This window comes from Paraburkholderia silviterrae (assembly GCF_004353915.1).
Lineage (GTDB): Bacteria > Pseudomonadota > Gammaproteobacteria > Burkholderiales > Burkholderiaceae > Paraburkholderia > Paraburkholderia silviterrae.
Genome location: NZ_SMRP01000001.1, coordinates 647,672 through 664,345, shown reverse-complemented (window position 1 = coordinate 664,345; position 16,674 = coordinate 647,672). Strand labels below are relative to the sequence as shown.

Genomic DNA, 16,674 nt, shown 5'->3' with positions numbered 1-16,674 from the left:
GCGTGCGGACTGCTTCTGGCATTCCGCAGCGGATATTAATAATTGTTTTTGTAGGGAATGTGTATAGCTAGCGGAAAAATAGTCTGCTTGACTTACGGATTATCCTGGACTATCGGCAAAAAAAACCTATCCAAATCGCTTAACAATGCCCGTGAATGTTGTTCATTCAGGCCATGATGCGTGGCTGGCACAGCACATTGAATGTTTGCAATCGTCGTTTTTCGCCCGGTATTGCGGCACCTGGCGAGAGCGAATCGGTAATTTTGGGCAGAATGCCTTTTCCGAATTTGCATGAATCGTTTTGATAATTCGATTCAACTCGATTCGGATCGAATGGGCTTGCTGGTTTTGCTTCACCGCGCCTCTTGATGCGAACCGGCCTGTGGCCCGCTTGGCGAACCGATTGACGATCCGCTAGAAAATATACACGCATGAACAAAGAACTCGATGAAAAGGTTGGGCGTCTGCTGCGGCGCGCGGCGAGCCGACGCGGCCTCGTACCCTATGCCGCATTCCATGCGCTGTTCGCACAGAGCGTGCCGCTGCAGACGCGCTACGAAAAACTCGAAGCCGCGGCGGCGGCGCTGTGCGAGCCGCGCGTGGCCGACTACGCGTCGTTGCTTGCGACCGCTTCGGGCCTGCCCGGCCCCGACTTCTATCTGCGCTTTCGGCGCCTGCACGCGGAGCGCTACTACGCGACGCTCGGTGCCGACCGCCATCGCATGCTCAAGCTTGTGGAGAAGCGCCAGCTCGCGAGCGAAGAGCGTGAGCGCGTATACGACCACTATCGCAGTGTCGTCGAGGTTCCGGTTCTTGCGTAAGGGGAAGATGCTGCGGCGTACCCGGCAGCAGGGCGCGTGCGGGGCGAACACGAGGATCAGGCCCGCGCGCCGCAATGGCACAATTCATTCAATCGTGCTGACGATGTGGATGCAACAGCCGTAGGCGCAACGGCGATGAGCGTGCTCGCGCGCAGTGAAGCGGCGCGCGATGCGCCTTCACGCTTTAGTCGACGCGATTGCGGTCGCGTACGAGGATCGAGACGTACACCACGGTGCAGACGAGGATCACGGCGACACCCCTGATCACCTTGGCGTGGTCGAATTCCACGAGCCCTGTCACGGCGATGGCGATGCCGGTGGCTGAGCCGAGCGTGCCGAGCGCGGCAACGAAGATGCGCAGTTTGCTCCAGACGCGATGGCGTCGTTCGGGACCTGCACCTTCCCTTAAACGATCGAAAATCATGACGGCCTTCCCCGTTGATGGCGGGCCGCATGGCGCTGCGTAATGGATTCAATGGATTCATCGGGAAGCGCCCGGATTCACTGGAATTCACAGCGCTATGCGGCTCGCGTGCAGACTCGAATCGATTATAGCGATCGGGGGATTCTGCGCTTTCAGCGCGTGCGCGTCATGCCTCGCTGCGCAAGTTTCTCGCTCCTTTACGCGCGTTTAAGTTTGCCTTAATTTTGTATCGCCATGATGGATGCGTCGGGTCGATTCGATAGTCGATTCGCGGTTGTTCTTCACGTCCCCTGTTAACCGCCGTTGCCATACGGCGGTTTTTTTTTGCGTATTGGCGCGGCTAAGCCGATGTATGCGCGAGGGACGCAGCGAGCGGCGCGTGCCGCCTCACTCGTACTCGGGAAAGCCCGCGCGTCCTTGCGTGAGATCGCGCAGCGTATCGCGCGCGGCATCGAGGGCGGTGACGGGAAGCTGGATCGTCAGCCGCACGGTCATCGTGTAGCGGCTGTCGGCAAGCGTGTGCCGCTCCTGCTCGATCCAGTGCCGCACGCGCGTTTCGTCGGCATAGCTGACCTCCACGGTCAGGCGCGCCTGGGCGATGCGCTCCACGCGCGGCGCGTCCTGCAGTGCGCTCGCGATGGCGTCGGTATAGGCGCGCACGAGCCCGCCCGCGCCGAGCTTGACGCCTCCGTAGTAGCGCACCACCGCGGCCAGCACGCCATCGAGGTCATGATGACGCAGCACTTCGAGGATGGGGCGGCCCGCCGTGCCGGAAGGCTCGCCGTCGTCGGACATGCCGGACTGGCCGCCCGCGAGCAGCGCCCAGCAGACGTGCGTGGCGGTGGGGTGCTCGTCGCGCAGGCGGCGCAGTTCGGCCATGGCCGCTTCGCGGTCCTCGACCGGAATCGCGAGGCCGATGAAGCGGCTCTTGCGGATCTCGAGCTCCGCGCTGACGGTTGAGGCAAGGGTGTAAGTGGGCAAAGCGGGCGGTGCGGTGGGGGCAAAAGCGTGATGTTAGCGCCATGTTAGCGGATCCGGGCGGTTATCGTGGCCACAACGCCGGCCACAACGCCGGCCGCCTGGCCGCGTGCCCCGCCGCCGCGGACATTACAATTCCCTAAATCTGACAGTTTACGTAATGGTTTCTTGCGGCTTGCGCTAATGACGTATCGGCCGCCAGGGCCGATAATACGTTTCATGACGGGTCTAGCTCTGGCTGGAGCGATGCCGAACTCCTCATTCGGTGATCCGTCATATTTCGAATACATCGCGGCGCAGCAGGTCTTGCGCCGCGTTCATTTTCAAGCTTCCCCCAGGCAGCACACAGAAAAAACCCCGGTCGGGACGGTGTCCGTCGGCCGGGGTCATAAGGCTCGCCTGTTCTCAAGAGGCAAAGCTACCTTACGCCTGTCAAAAATCCGCCGCAATGTGAAAAAAATTACCGGCGGCCCATCAGCGCCAGCCGGAGCGCCAAGCCGGCAAAAACCGACCCGAGCAGATACTGCGGGAGGCGCGACGCTCGACGCCCTCCGCGCAATCGCTGGCTGAACCGGCTCGCGAACACGATCACCGCGCCATTGACCACGAAGCCGATCAGATTGAGCACAGTTGCCAGAACCATGATCTGCAGGGCGACGGCGCCTCGCTCCGGGTGGACGAATTGCGGAAACAGCGCGAGGACGAAGAGCGCCATCTTCGGATTGAGGAGGTTGGTGAGCAGGCCCTGCCGAAAAATGCTTCCCAACGTAAAGCGACGTCCGGCGGGCGCCGCTGAGGTCGCAACGGGTTGCGCCCGGAAGGTCCGCCACGCGAGATAGAGCAGGTACGCAGCGCCGGCGAGCCGGACGATGTCATAGGCCACGGGAACGGCCAGAAACAGTTCGGAAAGGCCAAACGCAGCCGCCATAGCGTGGCAGTACGTGCCGGCCTGGATGCCCGCAAGTGAAGCGAAACCTGCGGCACGCCCCTGGCTGACGCTTCTGGAGGCGATCAGCAGCATATCCGGTCCGGGTGTCATCGTCAGCGCGAGACAGGCGCCGGAGAAAAGAGCAAGCGTGGCGAGGCTGAGCATGGAGGTTCCTTTCGTTGGCAAGGCGGCAAGCCTTGGCAAGGCAAAAGGGATTGCAGTGTAGGGGACGGGCCCGGCAAGGTCAATTAGCCACGCCGGTCTACGAAGAGCCCGCGCAGAAGCGAAAAAAAGCCCGACTTGCGCCGGGCTCCAAGTGTGACTGCATCCGTTGCCGGATGCAGTACCTGCAAAACTGCCTGCTTACGCTGCGAGCAGCGAGCGCAGCACGAACGGCAGGATACCGCCGTGCTTGTAGTAGTCGACTTCGATCGGCGTGTCGATGCGCAGCAGCACCTGGATGCGCTCGTCCTTGCCGTCCTTGTGGTGGATCACGAGCGTCAGATCCTGTTGCGGCTTGAAGTCGTCCGTCAGGCCTTCGATGTCGAACGTTTCGTCGCCGGTCAGGCCGAGCGATTGCACGCTGTCCGAGCCCTTGAACTGCAGCGGCAGAACACCCATGCCGACGAGGTTCGAGCGGTGGATGCGCTCGAAGCTGCGTGCGACCACGGCCTTCACGCCGAGCAGTTGCGTGCCCTTGGCCGCCCAGTCACGCGACGAGCCCGTGCCGTACTCTTCGCCCGCGAACACCATCGTGGGCGTGCCGGCGTCGATGTACTTCATCGCGGCGTCGTAAATCGACAGCTGTTCGCCGCTCGGCTGATGGATCGTCAGGCCGCCTTCGATGCGCGTGCCGTCGGCCTTCGCCGGGATCATCAGGTTCTTGATGCGCACGTTCGCGAACGTGCCGCGCATCATGACGTCGTGGTTGCCGCGGCGCGAGCCGTAGCTGTTGAAGTCGGCCTTCTGCACGCCGTTGGCCTTGAGCCACTTGCCTGCGGGCGAGTCTTCCTTGATCGAGCCAGCCGGGCTGATGTGGTCGGTCGTGACCGAGTCGCCGAAGATGCCCAGTGCGCGCGCGCCCTTGACCTCAGCCACCGTCGACGACGGCGTCATCGAGAAGTCCGTGCCGAAGAACGGCGGCTCGGCGATATAGGTCGACTTCGGCCAGTCGTAGACCTGGCCTTCCTCGCCCTCGATCTTGCTCCACAGGTCGCCCTTCTTCGTGAGCTGGCTGTAGTTCTTCTGGTAGACGTCCGCGTCCATCGCGTACTTGAGCAGCGCGTTGACTTCGTCGCTGGTCGGCCAGATGTCGCCGAGGTAGATGTCGCGGCCGCCCTTGCCCTTGCCAACCGGCTCGGTCATCAGGTCGCGCGTGATGTTGCCCGCGATCGCATAAGCGACGACCAGCGGCGGCGAGGCCAGGAAGTTCGCACGGATGTTCGGGTGGATGCGCGCTTCGAAGTTGCGGTTGCCCGAGAGCACCGCCGCCGCGACCACGTCGTTCTTCGTGATCGACTCGTTCAGCTCCGGCGTGAGGTCGCCGGCATTGCCGATACAGGTCGTGCAGCCGTAGGCCGCGAGTTCGAAGCCGAGCTTCGAGAGGTACTGCAGGAGGCCCGTCTTCGTCAGGTATTCCGTGACGATGCGCGAGCCCGGGGCGAGCGAGGTCTTGATGTGCGGCGCGACCGTGAGGCCCGCTTCCACGGCCTTCTTCGCCAGCAGGCCGGCGGCCAGCAGCACGCTCGGGTTCGACGTGTTCGTGCACGACGTGATGGCCGCGATCAGCACATCGCCGTTGTGCAGCTTGACCTTGTCGCTCACCGCGTATTCGGCCGTGAGGTCGTCGGCCTTCTTGTTGAAGCCGTTTTCCGCGACCGGCTTCGAGAACAGGTCGGTGAAGGTCGACTTCACGTGGCCGATTTCGATACGGTCTTGCGGGCGCTTCGGGCCGGCCAGCGACGGTGCGACCGTCGCGAGGTCGAGCGTGAGCGTCTTCGTGTAGTCGATCTCGCCGGCCTTCGGAATGCCGTAGAGCTCCTGCGCCTTGAAGTAGTTCTCGAACGCCGAGATTTCGGCTTCCGTGCGGCCCGTGCCCTTGAAGTAGTCGATGGTCTTGTCGTCGACCGGGAAGAAGCCCATGGTCGCGCCGTATTCCGGCGCCATGTTGCCGATGGTCGCGCGGTCCGGCAGCGAGAGCGAGGCCGTGCCTTCGCCGAAGAACTCGACGAACTTGCCGACGACCTTCTCCTTGCGCAGCATTTCGGTGATGGTCAGCACGAGGTCGGTGGCCGTGCAGCCTTCGCGCAGCTTGCCCTTCAGTTCCACGCCCACGACGTCCGGCGTGAGGAAGTACACCGGCTGGCCGAGCATGCCCGCTTCCGCTTCGATGCCGCCCACGCCCCAGCCGACCACGCCGATGCCGTTGATCATGGTGGTGTGGCTGTCCGTGCCGACGAGCGTGTCCGGGTAGTAGACGGTGTCAGCGCCGTCGGCCTTCTTGTGCACGCCGCGTGCGAGGTACTCGAGGTTCACCTGGTGGACGATGCCGATGCCCGGCGGCACGACCTTGAACGTGTCGAACGCCTGCATGCCCCACTTCATGAACTGGTAGCGCTCGTTGTTGCGCTGGAATTCCAGCTTCATGTTCAGGTCGAGTGCGTCCTTCTGGCGGAAGTAGTCGATTTGCACCGAGTGGTCGACCACGAGGTCCACCGGCACGAGCGGCTCGATGACCTTCGGGTTCTTGCCGATTTGCTTGGCGACGCCGCGCATGGCCGCGATGTCGGCGAGCAGCGGCACGCCGGTGAAGTCCTGCAGCACGACGCGCGAGACGACGAACGGGATTTCGTCGACGCGGGCAGCGGTGGGCTTCCAGTTCGCGAGTTGCTCGATGTGCTCTTCCGCGATCTTCTTGCCGTCGTAGTTACGCAGGACGGACTCGAGCACGATGCGGATCGAGACCGGCAGGCGATTGATCTTCACGCCAAGCTGCTTGCCGAGGTGCGGCAGCGAGTAGAACTTGCCTTTGCCGGAACCGCTGTCGAATTCCTTTAGCGTTTTGTGGAGGTTGTGGGCCATGGTGTTTTCCTTCGTTTAATCGCGGAAATTACGCTTTACAACTACCTGATTGCCTGCATGCCTGATTGCTCAGATCACGTACAAGTCGACGTACTCATTCACCGGCATGGCTTCGAGCCGCGCCGCATCGAGCGAGACATCGAGTATCGCTTGTTGCTGCTTCGCGGGGAAGCGGCGCGCAAGGTTGTTCCTGAACTTTTCGATCAACAGCGGGATGCCTTCGTCCCGGCGCCGCTTGTGACCGATCGGGTACTCCACTACGACTTCTTCGAGCGTTGTGCCGTCGTTGAGTTCGACGCTGAGCGCATTGGCGATCGAGCGCTTGTCCGGGTCGTGGTAATCCTTCGTGAACTGAGGTTCTTCGACGCAGACCGTCTTCGCGCGCAACGCGTCGATGCGCGGGTCCTGCGCCACGTCGTCTTCATAGTCGGCGGCGGTGAGGCGCCCGAAGAGGAGCGGCACGGCCACCATGTACTGGATGCAGTGGTCGCGGTCGGCCGGGTTCGCGAGCGGCCCGGTCTTGTCGATGATGCGGATCGCCGCTTCGTGCGTGCGAATGGTGATCCGCTTGATGTCCTGTGCGGTGAGGCCGCGCTGCGCGAGCATGCCGTGCAGCGTCATGGCGGCTTCGGCCGCGGTCTGCGCGTGGAATTCGGCGGGGAACGAAATCTTGAACAGCACGTTCTCCATCACGTACGAGCCGTACGGACGCTGGAACTTGAACGGCTGGCCCTTGAACGAGACGTCGTAGAAGCCCCACGTCTTCGCCGTGAGCGCTGAGGGGTAGCCCATTTCGCCCGTTTTCGCGATGAGCGCGAGGCGCACGGCGCGCGAGGTGGCGTCGCCGGCGGCCCACGACTTGCGCGAGCCGGTATTGGGCGCGTGGCGGTAGGTGCGCAGCGACTGGCCGTCGACCATCGCGAGCGAGACGGCGTTGATCAGTTCGTCACGCGTGAGCCCGAGCATCTGCCCGACCACCGCGGTCGAGGCGAGCTTCACCAGCAGCACGTGGTCGAGACCGACCTTGTTGAACGAGTTCTCCAGCGCCATGCAGCCCTGGATCTCGTGCGCCTTCACCATGCCTTCGAGCACGTGCTTCATGGTGAGCGGCGTCTTACTGTGGGCTACGGCCGTGCGCGAGAGCCAGTCGGCGGTCGCGAGAATGCCGCCCAGGTTGTCCGACGGATGGCCCCATTCTGCGGCCAGCCAGGTGTCGTTGAAGTCGAGCCAGCGGATCATCGCGCCGATGTTGAACGCGGCCTGAACCGGATCGAGCTGGAATGAGGTGCCCGGCACCTTCGCGCCATGCGGGACGATCGTGCCCGGCACGATCGGTCCCAGCAGCTTGGTGCAGGCGGGGTAGGAGAGCGCCTCGAGTCCGCAGCCGAGCGTGTCCAGCAGGCAGTAGCGCGCCGTCGACAGCGCGAGCGCGCTGTCGACCTCGAAACCCAGCACGTAGTCGACGATATCGACCAGTACCTGATCCGGTTGCGGCCTGACGTTGGCGACGTGTGCGGACATCGAGACTCCCCGATGCGGCCCGCTTACTGGCCGGAAGCGGCGCTCGCGCCCGCAGCCGGAGCGGCGTTGCGGTTCAGCGCGTTGGCCTGGGTCGGCGCCATCGCGCCTTGCTGCATTGCAACAGTCTTGCACTCGTCGGCCAGACGCGAGCTGTCCTTGTCCGAGAACAGCATGGCCTTGGTCGGGATCACGACCAGGTCGAGGCCGGTTGCGGCGTCGTGGAAGCGGTCGGCGCCCGTCGTCGTGGTCTGACGCGGCAGGTTGTAGTTCTTGTTCGCCCAGTGAACGGTGACGATCTGGTCACGCGCCATGTCGCCCTTCAGGTCGAAGGCCATGCCTTCCGCGCAGCTCCAGTGCTCCGAGCCTTCCGGGACCGAATCGACCTTCGCTTCCTTGGCCGGATTAGCCTTGCGCTTGATGATGCGATGCTTCGGTGCAGGCTTCTTGGGCTTGGCGGTGGCAGTCGAGGTTTGCGCGGCGGCTTCGGTGGCTGCCAGCATCATCGTCGTGGACAGCGCGCCGATAACGGTAGCGATCAGCAGTTTCTTCATGGAGTCGGACCTTTCTCTCTCTAAATCGGTTAATCAGTGCGCGGCTGCCGGATGCAGCCGCCAGGTGCACTGCGCGCGCCCCGAAAGCACGCAGCGGACGCTATTTTCACCTATTTGTCGGTACAGACTCAGTTTTTTACCGTTTGAAAAGAATCCGCTTGCTATTCATGAAGTTGCCCCTTGCGCCTGAGCGTCTGGCGTGCCACCGCGAGGCGTATCGACGCCGTGCGTATCGACGCCCGACGTGAACAGCGGCGCGGCTTCGGCGGGGACGGCGCGCCCCGTCGTGTGCGCGCGGCGCAGCACGGACCAGTAGTAACGGTAGCTCGCGCGGTCGTGCAGCGTGTCGCCGTGGCGCGTCGGACCCCATTGCGCGGCTTGCGCGGCCAGCAGGATCTCGGCGGCGATGGCGATTTCATCGTCGCGCGGCGCGAAGGCGGCCACGATCACCGGAATCTGCGCCGGGTGGATGCTCCACATGCGCGTGTAGCCGAACTCATTGCGGGCGCGGCGCGCGTCGTTCGCGACGACTTCCATGTCGCGCACTTCCGTGCTGACGTTGTGTGACGGGACCTTGCCGAACGCATGGCAGGCCGCGGCGATTTCGAGCTTTGCGCGGCGCACGAGCGGGTGATCGAACTGGCCCGGCGAGCGCATCGCGGTGTCGGGAATCGCGCCGTCGTGCGCGGAGACGAAGTCCATCAGGCCGAAGCTGAGCGCCTCCACGCCGCGCAGCGCGGCGAGGTCGAACGCCCGTGCGAGCGCGCCGTGCGTTTCGACTAGCAGCTGCACGGGAATGGGCTTGTCGATACCCATCTCGACGCGCGTGGCCTCGATGAACGCTGTCATTTCGGCGGCGTCGCCCACGGCGCGGATCTTCGGCAGCGTGATGTAGGCCGGCGCGCGCTTCGCGGCGCGCAGGATGAGACGCACGTCGTCGCGCCAGTGCGGATGATGAAAGTCGTGAATGCGCACGCCCACGCGCCCGAAGCGGTCGTGCTCGCCGCCGAGCAGCGACGCGACGAGCGCCGCGTGCTCGGCCTCGCGGCCGACCTGGGCGCCGTCTTCGCAGTCGAGCGTGATGTCGAATACCGGGCCGAGCTGCTGCTGCAGCGCGAGCGATTTGAGCATCAGCTTCTCGCTGCCGGCGTAGTGATCGCACACGGGCAGGAGGGTGGGCGGCGCTTCGCCCTCAAACAGCACTTCGGCGGCGGTGATGGCGCGCATCTTCGGGCTTGGGGCTCGAGTTCTGGAGGTGGAAACTGATTCGGACGCGTCCTGGTGCGTAAGCCAGGTGGTGGGCGGAGGCCCCAAGGCGCGTGCGAATCAGGCGGCCTGCGGTCAGGCGGCCTGCATTCAGGCGCGAGACGTGCGGCCTTGGGCCGCGGCGCTCGCGCACATGCGCGTCAGAGACCTTCGAGAAGACTTCAGGAAGACCTCGACGCGCAAAAACCGGAACCCGCCGCGCTGCTACGGAGTCCCGGTTGTCCTGACAGGGCTTACTTGCCGAGCAGGTGAGCGACGCCGTCGCGCTCTTCGAGCAGCTCGTTGAGCGTGCCGTCCATCTTCTCGCGCGAGAATGCGTCGATCTCGAGGCCTTCGATGCGCTTGTACTCGCCGTTTTCGCAGGTCACCGGCACGCCGTAGACGATGTCTTCGGGGATGCCGTACGAGCCGTCCGACGGGATGCCCATCGTGACCCACTTGCCGTTCGTGCCGAGGACCCAGTCACGCACGTGGTCGATCGCTGCGTTGGCAGCCGATGCCGCCGACGACAGGCCGCGCGCTTCGATGATCGCCGCGCCGCGCTTGCCGACGGTCGGGATGAAGGTGTCGCGGTTCCATTCGTCGTCGTTGATCAGCGCGTTCAGCGACTGGCCGTCGACGGTGGCGAAACGGAAGTCGGGGTACATCGTGGGCGAATGGTTGCCCCACACGGCGAGCTTCTCGATCGCAGCGACCGGCTTGCCCGACTTGGCGGCCAGTTGCGAGAGCGCGCGGTTGTGGTCCAGACGCAGCATGGCCGTGAAATTCTTCTTGGGCAGATCCGGAGCCGACTTCATCGCGATGTAGGCGTTCGTGTTGGCCGGGTTGCCGACGACCAGCACCTTCACGTCGCGGCTGGCGACGTCGTTCAGCGCCTTGCCCTGAACCGTGAAGATTTCGGCGTTGGCAGAGAGCAGGTCCTTGCGCTCCATGCCCTTCGAACGGGGACGTGCGCCAACCAGCAGGGCGACGTCGGCGTCCTTGAACGCGACCTTCGGGTCGTCGGTGATGACCACGCCCGCGAGCAGCGGGAATGCGCAGTCGTCCAGTTCCATGACGACACCCTTGACGGCGGCTTGCGCTTGCGGCAGGTCGAGCAGTTGCAGGATGACGGGCTGATCCTTGCCGAGCAGGTCGCCGTTCGCGATGCGGAACAGCAGGGAGTAAGCGATCTGACCTGCGGCGCCGGTGACGGCAACGCGCTTTGCGGGCTTAGCCATTGAAAATCTCCAGGAAGATGCGTTAGACGCCAGAGTAAAACGCCATTCTATATGGGCGTTACACGAAGCGTTGGTGAATCCGGCGATCCTTTTTCCGGGCGGGCGTGCGAGGCCTTGTGGGCTTCGCGCCGCGCGCCCAGGAGGCGGGATCGCCATTTAACCTGTGCGACAAAGCAATGGGAAGCGGCCGCCCGGGTAGGGAACATCCTGGAGGAACAGCATGATTGCCAAGGCGGCCCTGCGGCGCATTCCGCCACGAGGTGGATGCTGCCGGCAGACCCTTCAAGTCGCCCGCAAACCCTTGCTCGATCGGCAGTGTAGGAGCCGGGAAGGGCAAAGTCAACAGTATCTTATGTCTTATATAAGACATATCTATTGCTGCCAAAAGGGTAGATTTCCGGGGGGCTTTATGTTGAAATGCGCGCCATGAGTGCGAACCCGGTCAGCAATGCGAATTCCTCCGCGAATTCCTCCGCTCCTGAGAGCGGGGCCCGCGCGTCCGCGTCCACTCCCGCGACTGCCACGTCTCCTACCTTCAGTCCGCTCTATCAGCAGATCAAGGGGCTCATTACACAGAGCCTCGTGTCCGGCGAATGGAAGCCCGGCGAAATTATCCCCAGCGAAGTCGAACTGGCCGCCCGCTATAAGGTGAGCCAGGGGACCGTGCGCAAGGCGATCGACGAACTGGCCGCCGAGAATCTGCTGGTGCGCCGTCAGGGCAAGGGCACGTTTGTTGCAACGCACAACGAAGAGCGCGCCCAGTTTCGCTTCCTGAGATTGCTGGCGGATGACGGCGCGGAGCATCCGCACGTAAGCAAGCTGCTCGAGTGCCGGCGCCTGCGCGCCTCGGCCGAAATCGCGCGACAACTGGATCTTAAACCCGCCGACCCGGTGGTGCTCATCAAGCGGCTCTTGCAGTTCGACAGCGAGAGCACGGTGCTCGACGAAATCTGGCTGCCCGGCGGCGTGTTCCGCGGCCTCACGGCCGAGCGGCTCGCCGAATACAAGGGGCCGCTCTACGCCATGTTCGAAGCGGACTTCGGCACGCGCATGATCCGGGCGAGCGAGAAGATTCGCGCCGTTGCAGCCGACCCCTCCGTGGCCGACCTGCTCAATGTTCCCGCGGGTTTCCCATTGCTTTCCGTCGAGCGCGTGTCCTATACCTATGGAGACCGCCCGGTCGAAGTGCGTCGCGGTTGGTATGTCACAACCGGGTACTACTATCAGAATGACTTGAGTTGAAGTGCTGCCCGCGCGAGGCGCGCGGGCACTTCCGAGGCGCTTGCATCGCGCGCGCATCCGCGGTTCCAGAGGCGGATTTCGCTGCAGCGCGATATGAAAAGGCGCTAAAATCGCGTATTAGTGTTAACACATAGTAGGGGTCTAGCATGGCAGAAGCCGCAAAAAAACCGAGGCCGGAATACCGGAACATCGGGCTTGGGCAGATCTTGTTCGCATACCGCCTGCCTCTGGCAGGTCGCGTATCGATCGGCCACCGCATCAGCGGTGTGCTGTTGTTCCTGTTCCTGCCTTTCCTGTTGTTCCTGTTTGATCAGAGCCTCACCTCGGAACTCAGCTTCGAGGTCTTCAAGGGCTTCCTCTCCAACATCATTGTCAAGCTCATCGTGCTGGTCCTCGGATGGGCGTTCCTCTTCCACTTCTGCGCTGGCGTGCGCCACCTGTTCATGGACTTCAGCCATGACCTCGTGAGCAAAGAAAAAGGCAAGTCGACCTCGATCGTCGTCGTTGTCATCTCCACGATCCTCACGATCGCTTTCGCGGCCAAACTCTTCGGAGCGTTCTAATAATGTCGGCTAAAAACGGTATCGGTCCGAAGCGCCTCGTCGTTGGCGCTCACTACGGCCTGCGCGACTGGATGGCCCAGCGCGCCACCGCCGTGATCATGGCGATCTACACGATCGTGCTGCTCGCGCTCTTCTTCGGCGCGCACGATTTTTCGTACGACGGCTGGGCCTCGATCTTCTCCGCACAGTGGATGAAGCTCGCGACGTTCGTCATGCTGGTCGCGCTGTTCTATCACGCGTGGGTTGGCGTGCGCGATATCTGGATGGACTACATCAAGCCGGTCGGCCTGCGCATCGTGCTGGACGTGCTGACGATCGCCTGGCTGCTGGGCAGCCTCGGCTACGCCGCTCAGATTCTCTGGAGAGTGTAAAAGAATGGCTGCAATCAAGAATTCTCTGCCGCGTCGCAAGTTCGACGTGGTCATCGTCGGCGCGGGCGGCTCGGGGATGCGCGCGTCGCTGCAACTGGCGCGTGCGGGCCTGTCGGTCTGCGTGCTCTCGAAGGTGTTCCCGACGCGTTCGCACACGGTCGCTGCCCAAGGCGGCATCGGCGCCTCGCTCGGCAACATGAGCGAAGACAACTGGCACTATCACTTCTACGACACGATCAAGGGCTCCGACTGGCTCGGCGACCAGGACGCGATCGAGTTCATGTGCCGTGAAGCGCCGAACGCCGTGTACGAGCTCGAACACATGGGCATGCCGTTCGACCGCAACGCTGACGGCACGATTTACCAGCGTCCGTTCGGCGGCCACACGGCCAACTACGGCGAAAAGCCGGTTCAGCGCGCCTGTGCTGCTGCTGACCGTACCGGCCACGCGCTGCTGCACACGCTGTATCAGCAGAACGTCGAGGCGAAGACCACGTTCTTCGTCGAATGGATGGCGCTCGACCTGATCCGCGACGCCGAAGGCGACGTGCTCGGCGTGACCGCGCTGGAAATGGAGACGGGCGACGTCTACATCCTCGAAGGCAAGACCACGCTGTTCGCCACGGGCGGCGCAGGCCGGATCTTCGCGGCATCCACCAACGCGTTCATCAACACCGGTGACGGCCTCGGCATGGCGGCCCGCTCGGGCATCGCGCTGCAGGACATGGAGTTCTGGCAGTTCCACCCGACCGGCGTGGCCGGCGCGGGCGTGCTGATCACCGAAGGCGTGCGCGGCGAAGGCGGCATTCTGCGTAACTCGAACGGCGAGCGCTTCATGGAGCGTTACGCGCCTACGCTCAAGGACCTCGCGCCGCGCGACTTCGTCTCGCGCTCGATGGACCAGGAAATCAAGGAAGGCCGTGGCGTGGGTCCGCACAAGGACCACGTGCTGCTCGACCTCTCGCACATCGGCGCCGAGACGATCATGAAGCGTCTGCCGTCGATCCGCGAAATCGCGCTTAAGTTCGCGAACGTGGACTGCATCAAGGAGCCGATCCCGGTCGTGCCGACCATCCACTACCAGATGGGCGGCATCCCGACGAACATCCACGGCCAGGTCGTGGGCACGTCGAAAGGCCACGAAGACCCGATCAACGGCTTCTACGCCGTGGGCGAATGCTCGTGCGTCTCGGTGCACGGCGCAAACCGTCTGGGCACGAACTCGCTGCTCGACCTCGTGGTGTTCGGCCGTGCGGCCGGCAACCACATCGTCAAGCACGTGAAGGAACAGCGCGATCACAAGCCGCTGCCGGCCGATGCAGGCGACTTCTCGCTCGCACGTCTGGCCGAGCTCGACAAGTCGACCTCGGGCGAGTACGCGCAGAGCGTGGCGAACGACATCCGCGGCACGATGCAGAAGCACGCGGGCGTGTTCCGCACCTCGGCGCTGCTGGCTGAAGGCGTGAAGGAAATCGCCGAAGTTGCCGAACGCGCGAAGCACATCCACCTGAAGGACAAGTCGAAGGTGTTCAACACGGCGCGCGTCGAAGCGCTCGAAGTGGCGAACCTGGTTGAAGTTGCGCGCGCAACGATGGTTTCGGCTGAAGCCCGCAAGGAAAGCCGTGGTGCGCACGCTCAAAGCGACTTCGAGCACCGCGACGATGAAAACTGGCTGCGCCATACGCTGTGGTTCAGCGAGGGCGACCGTCTCGACTACAAGCCGGTTCACATGCAACCGCTGACCGTCGAGTCCGTGCCGCCCAAGGCGCGTACGTTCTAAGGCAAAGCCAGTCAAAAGGAATCGGAAATGGCCAAACGAATTTTTGAAGTCTACCGCTACGATCCGGACAAGGACGCGGCGCCGCGCATGCAGTCGTACGAGCTGGAAATCACGCACGAGCGCATGCTGCTCGACGCGCTGGTCAAGCTCAAGGAACTGGACGAGACGCTGTCGTTCCGCCGTTCGTGCCGTGAAGGCGTGTGCGGCTCGGACGCCATGAACATCAACGGCAAGAACGGTCTCGCGTGCCTGACGAACCTGAACGACCTGCCGGCGAAGATCGTGCTGCGTCCGCTGCCGGGCCTGCCCGTCGTGCGCGACCTGATCTGCGACTTCACGCAGTTCTTCAACCAGTACCACTCGATCAAGCCGTACCTGATTAACGACACGCCGCCGCCCGAGAAGGAGCGTCTGCAGTCGCCCGAGCAGCGTGACGAGCTCGACGGTTTGTACGAGTGTATTCTGTGCGCGAGCTGCTCGACGTCGTGCCCGAGCTTCTGGTGGAACCCGGACAAGTTCGTCGGCCCGGCAGGTCTGCTGCAGGCTTACCGCTTCATCGCGGACAGCCGCGACGAAGCCACGGGCGAGCGTCTGGACAATCTCGAAGACCCGTACCGTCTGTTCCGTTGCCACACGATCATGAACTGCGTCGACGTCTGCCCGAAGGGCCTGAACCCGACGAAGGCGATCGGCAAGATCAAGGAACTGATGGTTCGCCGCGCGGTTTGATGTTGCGCTATCGAAATTGGCGAAATGGAATCACATCAGTCTGATCCCCATCGCCGCGCGCGCCTTCGCTGGCGCGCGCGGCGCGGTCTGCTCGAAAACGACCTGATTTTCGAGCGTTTTTTCGACCGCTACGAGCATGACCTCAGCGACGCCGACGTGGGCGCTCTCACGCGCCTGCTCGAGCTGAGCGATAACGACCTGATGGACTTGCTGCTTGCCCGCAAGGAACCAGAAGGCGAACTTGCCGACCCGGACGTGAAGCGGGTGCTGGAGCTGCTTCGCAACGTCTGAGATGCGGCGGTGCCCGCTGTTGCCGCTGTTGCTGCAGTTGCATGAGCGGCAGGCCACCGCGCCGGACGACACTATCGAATCCCGTGTTTATCTTCGATTGAGGATGTGCTATGACCCCGTCTGATGTAAAAGCCACGCTATCGTTCAGCGACAATTCGCCGAGCGTCGAACTGCCGATCTACAAGGGCTCGATGGGCCCGGACGTGATCGACATCCGCAAACTGTACGGTCAGACCGGCAAGTTCACGTATGACCCGGGCTTCATGTCGACGGCGGCATGCAACTCGGCGATCACGTACATCGACGGGGACAAGGGCGAGCTGCTCTACCGCGGCTACCCGATCGACAACCTCGCGCAGAACGCCGACTTCCTCGAAACCTGCTATCTGCTCCTGAAGGGCGAGCTGCCGAACCAGGCCCAGAAGGACGAGTTCGTGAAGACCGTCACGCAGCACACGATGGTGCACGAGCAGATGCACTTCTTCTTCCGTGGCTTCCGCCGCGACGCACACCCGATGGCGATTCTGGTCGCCGCGGTGGGCGCGCTCTCGGCCTTCTACCACGATTCGCTCGACATCAATAACCCGCGTCACCGCGACATCTCGGCAATCCGCATGATCGCCAAGCTGCCGACGCTGGTGGCGATGGCGTACAAGTACTCGATCGGCCAGCCGTTCGTGTACCCGCGCAACGAGCTCTCGTACAGCGCGAACTTCATGCACATGATGTTCTCGAACCCGTGCGAAGAGTACAAGGTCAACGACGTGCTCGTGCGCGCACTCGACCGCATCCTGATCCTGCACGCCGACCACGAGCAGAACGCTTCGACCTCGACGGTGCGTCTGTCGGGCTCGTCGGGCGCGAACCCGTTCGCATGTATCGCGGCCGGTATCGCGTGTCTGTGGGGC

The 16,674-nt window shown here is 63.3% G+C and carries 17 protein-coding genes; 8 read left to right on the top strand and 9 right to left on the bottom strand.

Annotated elements, in window-relative coordinates; translation table 11 throughout:
* Positions 1-166 precede the first annotated feature (166 nt).
* Positions 167-433 carry a hypothetical protein gene (locus EYW47_RS02895; protein ID WP_133193361.1) on the bottom strand — a complete coding sequence of 89 codons (267 nt, stop codon included), beginning with the start codon at positions 431-433 and terminating at the stop codon, positions 167-169.
* Here EYW47_RS02895 and EYW47_RS02890 point away from each other — a divergent pair.
* Positions 432-821, top strand: a complete 390-nt coding sequence (locus tag EYW47_RS02890) for a hypothetical protein (protein WP_133193360.1) — start codon at positions 432-434, stop codon at positions 819-821. The two genes, EYW47_RS02895 and EYW47_RS02890, sit on opposite strands and share 2 nt — an antisense overlap.
* A 184-nt stretch (positions 822-1,005) precedes the next feature.
* Here the strand turns inward: EYW47_RS02890 and EYW47_RS02885 are convergent, their stop codons facing one another.
* The 8 genes from EYW47_RS02885 to EYW47_RS02850 form a co-directional block, all read right to left on the bottom strand.
* Positions 1,006-1,245 (bottom strand): hypothetical protein, encoded by a 240-nt coding sequence (locus EYW47_RS02885; protein WP_043287656.1) that lies wholly within the window; start codon positions 1,243-1,245, stop codon positions 1,006-1,008.
* Between the two features lie 387 nt (positions 1,246-1,632).
* The gene (locus EYW47_RS02880) at positions 1,633-2,226 is read right to left on the bottom strand and encodes an IMPACT family protein (RefSeq protein WP_133193359.1); all 594 of its coding nucleotides are present in this window, start codon (positions 2,224-2,226) and stop codon (positions 1,633-1,635) included.
* Between the two features lie 457 nt (positions 2,227-2,683).
* Positions 2,684-3,316, bottom strand: a complete 633-nt coding sequence (locus EYW47_RS02875) for a LysE family translocator (protein WP_133193358.1) — start codon at positions 3,314-3,316, stop codon at positions 2,684-2,686.
* A 198-nt stretch (positions 3,317-3,514) separates the two neighbouring features.
* A complete protein-coding gene (gene acnA / locus EYW47_RS02870) occupies positions 3,515-6,232 on the bottom strand; it encodes an aconitate hydratase AcnA (RefSeq protein ID WP_133193357.1) in 2,718 nt (905 codons plus the stop codon).
* Positions 6,233-6,301: 69 nt separating this feature from the next.
* Complete coding sequence (locus tag EYW47_RS02865; protein WP_133193356.1) at positions 6,302-7,753, bottom strand: bifunctional 2-methylcitrate dehydratase/aconitate hydratase; 1,452 nt, start codon at positions 7,751-7,753, stop codon at positions 6,302-6,304.
* A gap of 23 nt (positions 7,754-7,776) precedes the next feature.
* Positions 7,777-8,304, bottom strand: coding sequence for a hypothetical protein (locus EYW47_RS02860; RefSeq protein WP_133193355.1), 528 nt, complete (start codon positions 8,302-8,304; stop codon positions 7,777-7,779).
* 165 nt (positions 8,305-8,469) lie between these two features.
* Complete coding sequence (locus EYW47_RS02855) at positions 8,470-9,531, bottom strand: HpcH/HpaI aldolase/citrate lyase family protein (protein WP_133193354.1); 1,062 nt, start codon at positions 9,529-9,531, stop codon at positions 8,470-8,472.
* A 272-nt stretch (positions 9,532-9,803) separates the two neighbouring features.
* Positions 9,804-10,790, bottom strand: coding sequence for a malate dehydrogenase (locus EYW47_RS02850; RefSeq protein ID WP_133193353.1), 987 nt, complete (start codon positions 10,788-10,790; stop codon positions 9,804-9,806).
* A gap of 426 nt (positions 10,791-11,216) precedes the next feature.
* Between EYW47_RS02850 and EYW47_RS02845 the strand changes: the two genes are divergently transcribed.
* The 7 genes from EYW47_RS02845 to EYW47_RS41620 all read left to right on the top strand — a co-directional run.
* Positions 11,217-12,032, top strand: coding sequence for a GntR family transcriptional regulator (locus EYW47_RS02845; RefSeq protein ID WP_133193352.1), 816 nt, complete (start codon positions 11,217-11,219; stop codon positions 12,030-12,032).
* A gap of 146 nt (positions 12,033-12,178) precedes the next feature.
* Positions 12,179-12,595 (top strand): succinate dehydrogenase, cytochrome b556 subunit, encoded by a 417-nt coding sequence (sdhC, locus tag EYW47_RS02840; RefSeq protein WP_133193351.1) that lies wholly within the window; start codon positions 12,179-12,181, stop codon positions 12,593-12,595.
* Positions 12,596-12,597: 2 nt separating this feature from the next.
* Positions 12,598-12,966, top strand: a complete 369-nt coding sequence (gene sdhD, locus EYW47_RS02835) for a succinate dehydrogenase, hydrophobic membrane anchor protein (RefSeq protein WP_133193350.1) — start codon at positions 12,598-12,600, stop codon at positions 12,964-12,966.
* Between the two features lie 4 nt (positions 12,967-12,970).
* The gene (gene sdhA, locus EYW47_RS02830) at positions 12,971-14,746 is read left to right on the top strand and encodes a succinate dehydrogenase flavoprotein subunit (RefSeq protein ID WP_133193349.1); all 1,776 of its coding nucleotides are present in this window, start codon (positions 12,971-12,973) and stop codon (positions 14,744-14,746) included.
* Between the two features lie 27 nt (positions 14,747-14,773).
* A complete protein-coding gene (locus EYW47_RS02825; RefSeq protein ID WP_133193348.1) occupies positions 14,774-15,475 on the top strand; it encodes a succinate dehydrogenase iron-sulfur subunit in 702 nt (233 codons plus the stop codon).
* A 24-nt stretch (positions 15,476-15,499) separates the two neighbouring features.
* Positions 15,500-15,766, top strand: coding sequence for an FAD assembly factor SdhE (locus EYW47_RS02820; RefSeq protein WP_133193347.1), 267 nt, complete (start codon positions 15,500-15,502; stop codon positions 15,764-15,766).
* A 110-nt stretch (positions 15,767-15,876) separates the two neighbouring features.
* Positions 15,877-16,674 (top strand): citrate/2-methylcitrate synthase (locus tag EYW47_RS41620; protein WP_276322923.1); only part of this gene is annotated, 798 nt, incomplete at its 3' end.

Bases quoted from the DNA above. Each gene is read 5' to 3' on its own strand.
- EYW47_RS02890 (WP_133193360.1), top strand. From the start codon at position 432: ATGAACAAAGAACTCGATGAAAAGGTTGGGCGTCTGCTGCGGCGCGCG.
- EYW47_RS02895 (WP_133193361.1), bottom strand. From the start codon at position 433: ATGCGTGTATATTTTCTAGCGGATCGTCAATCGGTTCGCCAAGCGGGC.
- EYW47_RS02885 (WP_043287656.1), bottom strand. From the start codon at position 1,245: ATGATTTTCGATCGTTTAAGGGAAGGTGCAGGTCCCGAACGACGCCAT.
- EYW47_RS02875 (WP_133193358.1), bottom strand. From the start codon at position 3,316: ATGCTCAGCCTCGCCACGCTTGCTCTTTTCTCCGGCGCCTGTCTCGCG.
- acnA (WP_133193357.1), bottom strand. From the start codon at position 6,232: ATGGCCCACAACCTCCACAAAACGCTAAAGGAATTCGACAGCGGTTCC.
- EYW47_RS02865 (WP_133193356.1), bottom strand. From the start codon at position 7,753: ATGTCCGCACACGTCGCCAACGTCAGGCCGCAACCGGATCAGGTACTG.
- EYW47_RS02860 (WP_133193355.1), bottom strand. From the start codon at position 8,304: ATGAAGAAACTGCTGATCGCTACCGTTATCGGCGCGCTGTCCACGACG.
- EYW47_RS02855 (WP_133193354.1), bottom strand. From the start codon at position 9,531: ATGCGCGCCATCACCGCCGCCGAAGTGCTGTTTGAGGGCGAAGCGCCG.
- EYW47_RS02850 (WP_133193353.1), bottom strand. From the start codon at position 10,790: ATGGCTAAGCCCGCAAAGCGCGTTGCCGTCACCGGCGCCGCAGGTCAG.
- EYW47_RS02845 (WP_133193352.1), top strand. From the start codon at position 11,217: ATGAGTGCGAACCCGGTCAGCAATGCGAATTCCTCCGCGAATTCCTCC.
- sdhC (WP_133193351.1), top strand. From the start codon at position 12,179: ATGGCAGAAGCCGCAAAAAAACCGAGGCCGGAATACCGGAACATCGGG.
- sdhD (WP_133193350.1), top strand. From the start codon at position 12,598: ATGTCGGCTAAAAACGGTATCGGTCCGAAGCGCCTCGTCGTTGGCGCT.
- sdhA (WP_133193349.1), top strand. From the start codon at position 12,971: ATGGCTGCAATCAAGAATTCTCTGCCGCGTCGCAAGTTCGACGTGGTC.
- EYW47_RS02825 (WP_133193348.1), top strand. From the start codon at position 14,774: ATGGCCAAACGAATTTTTGAAGTCTACCGCTACGATCCGGACAAGGAC.
- EYW47_RS02820 (WP_133193347.1), top strand. From the start codon at position 15,500: ATGGAATCACATCAGTCTGATCCCCATCGCCGCGCGCGCCTTCGCTGG.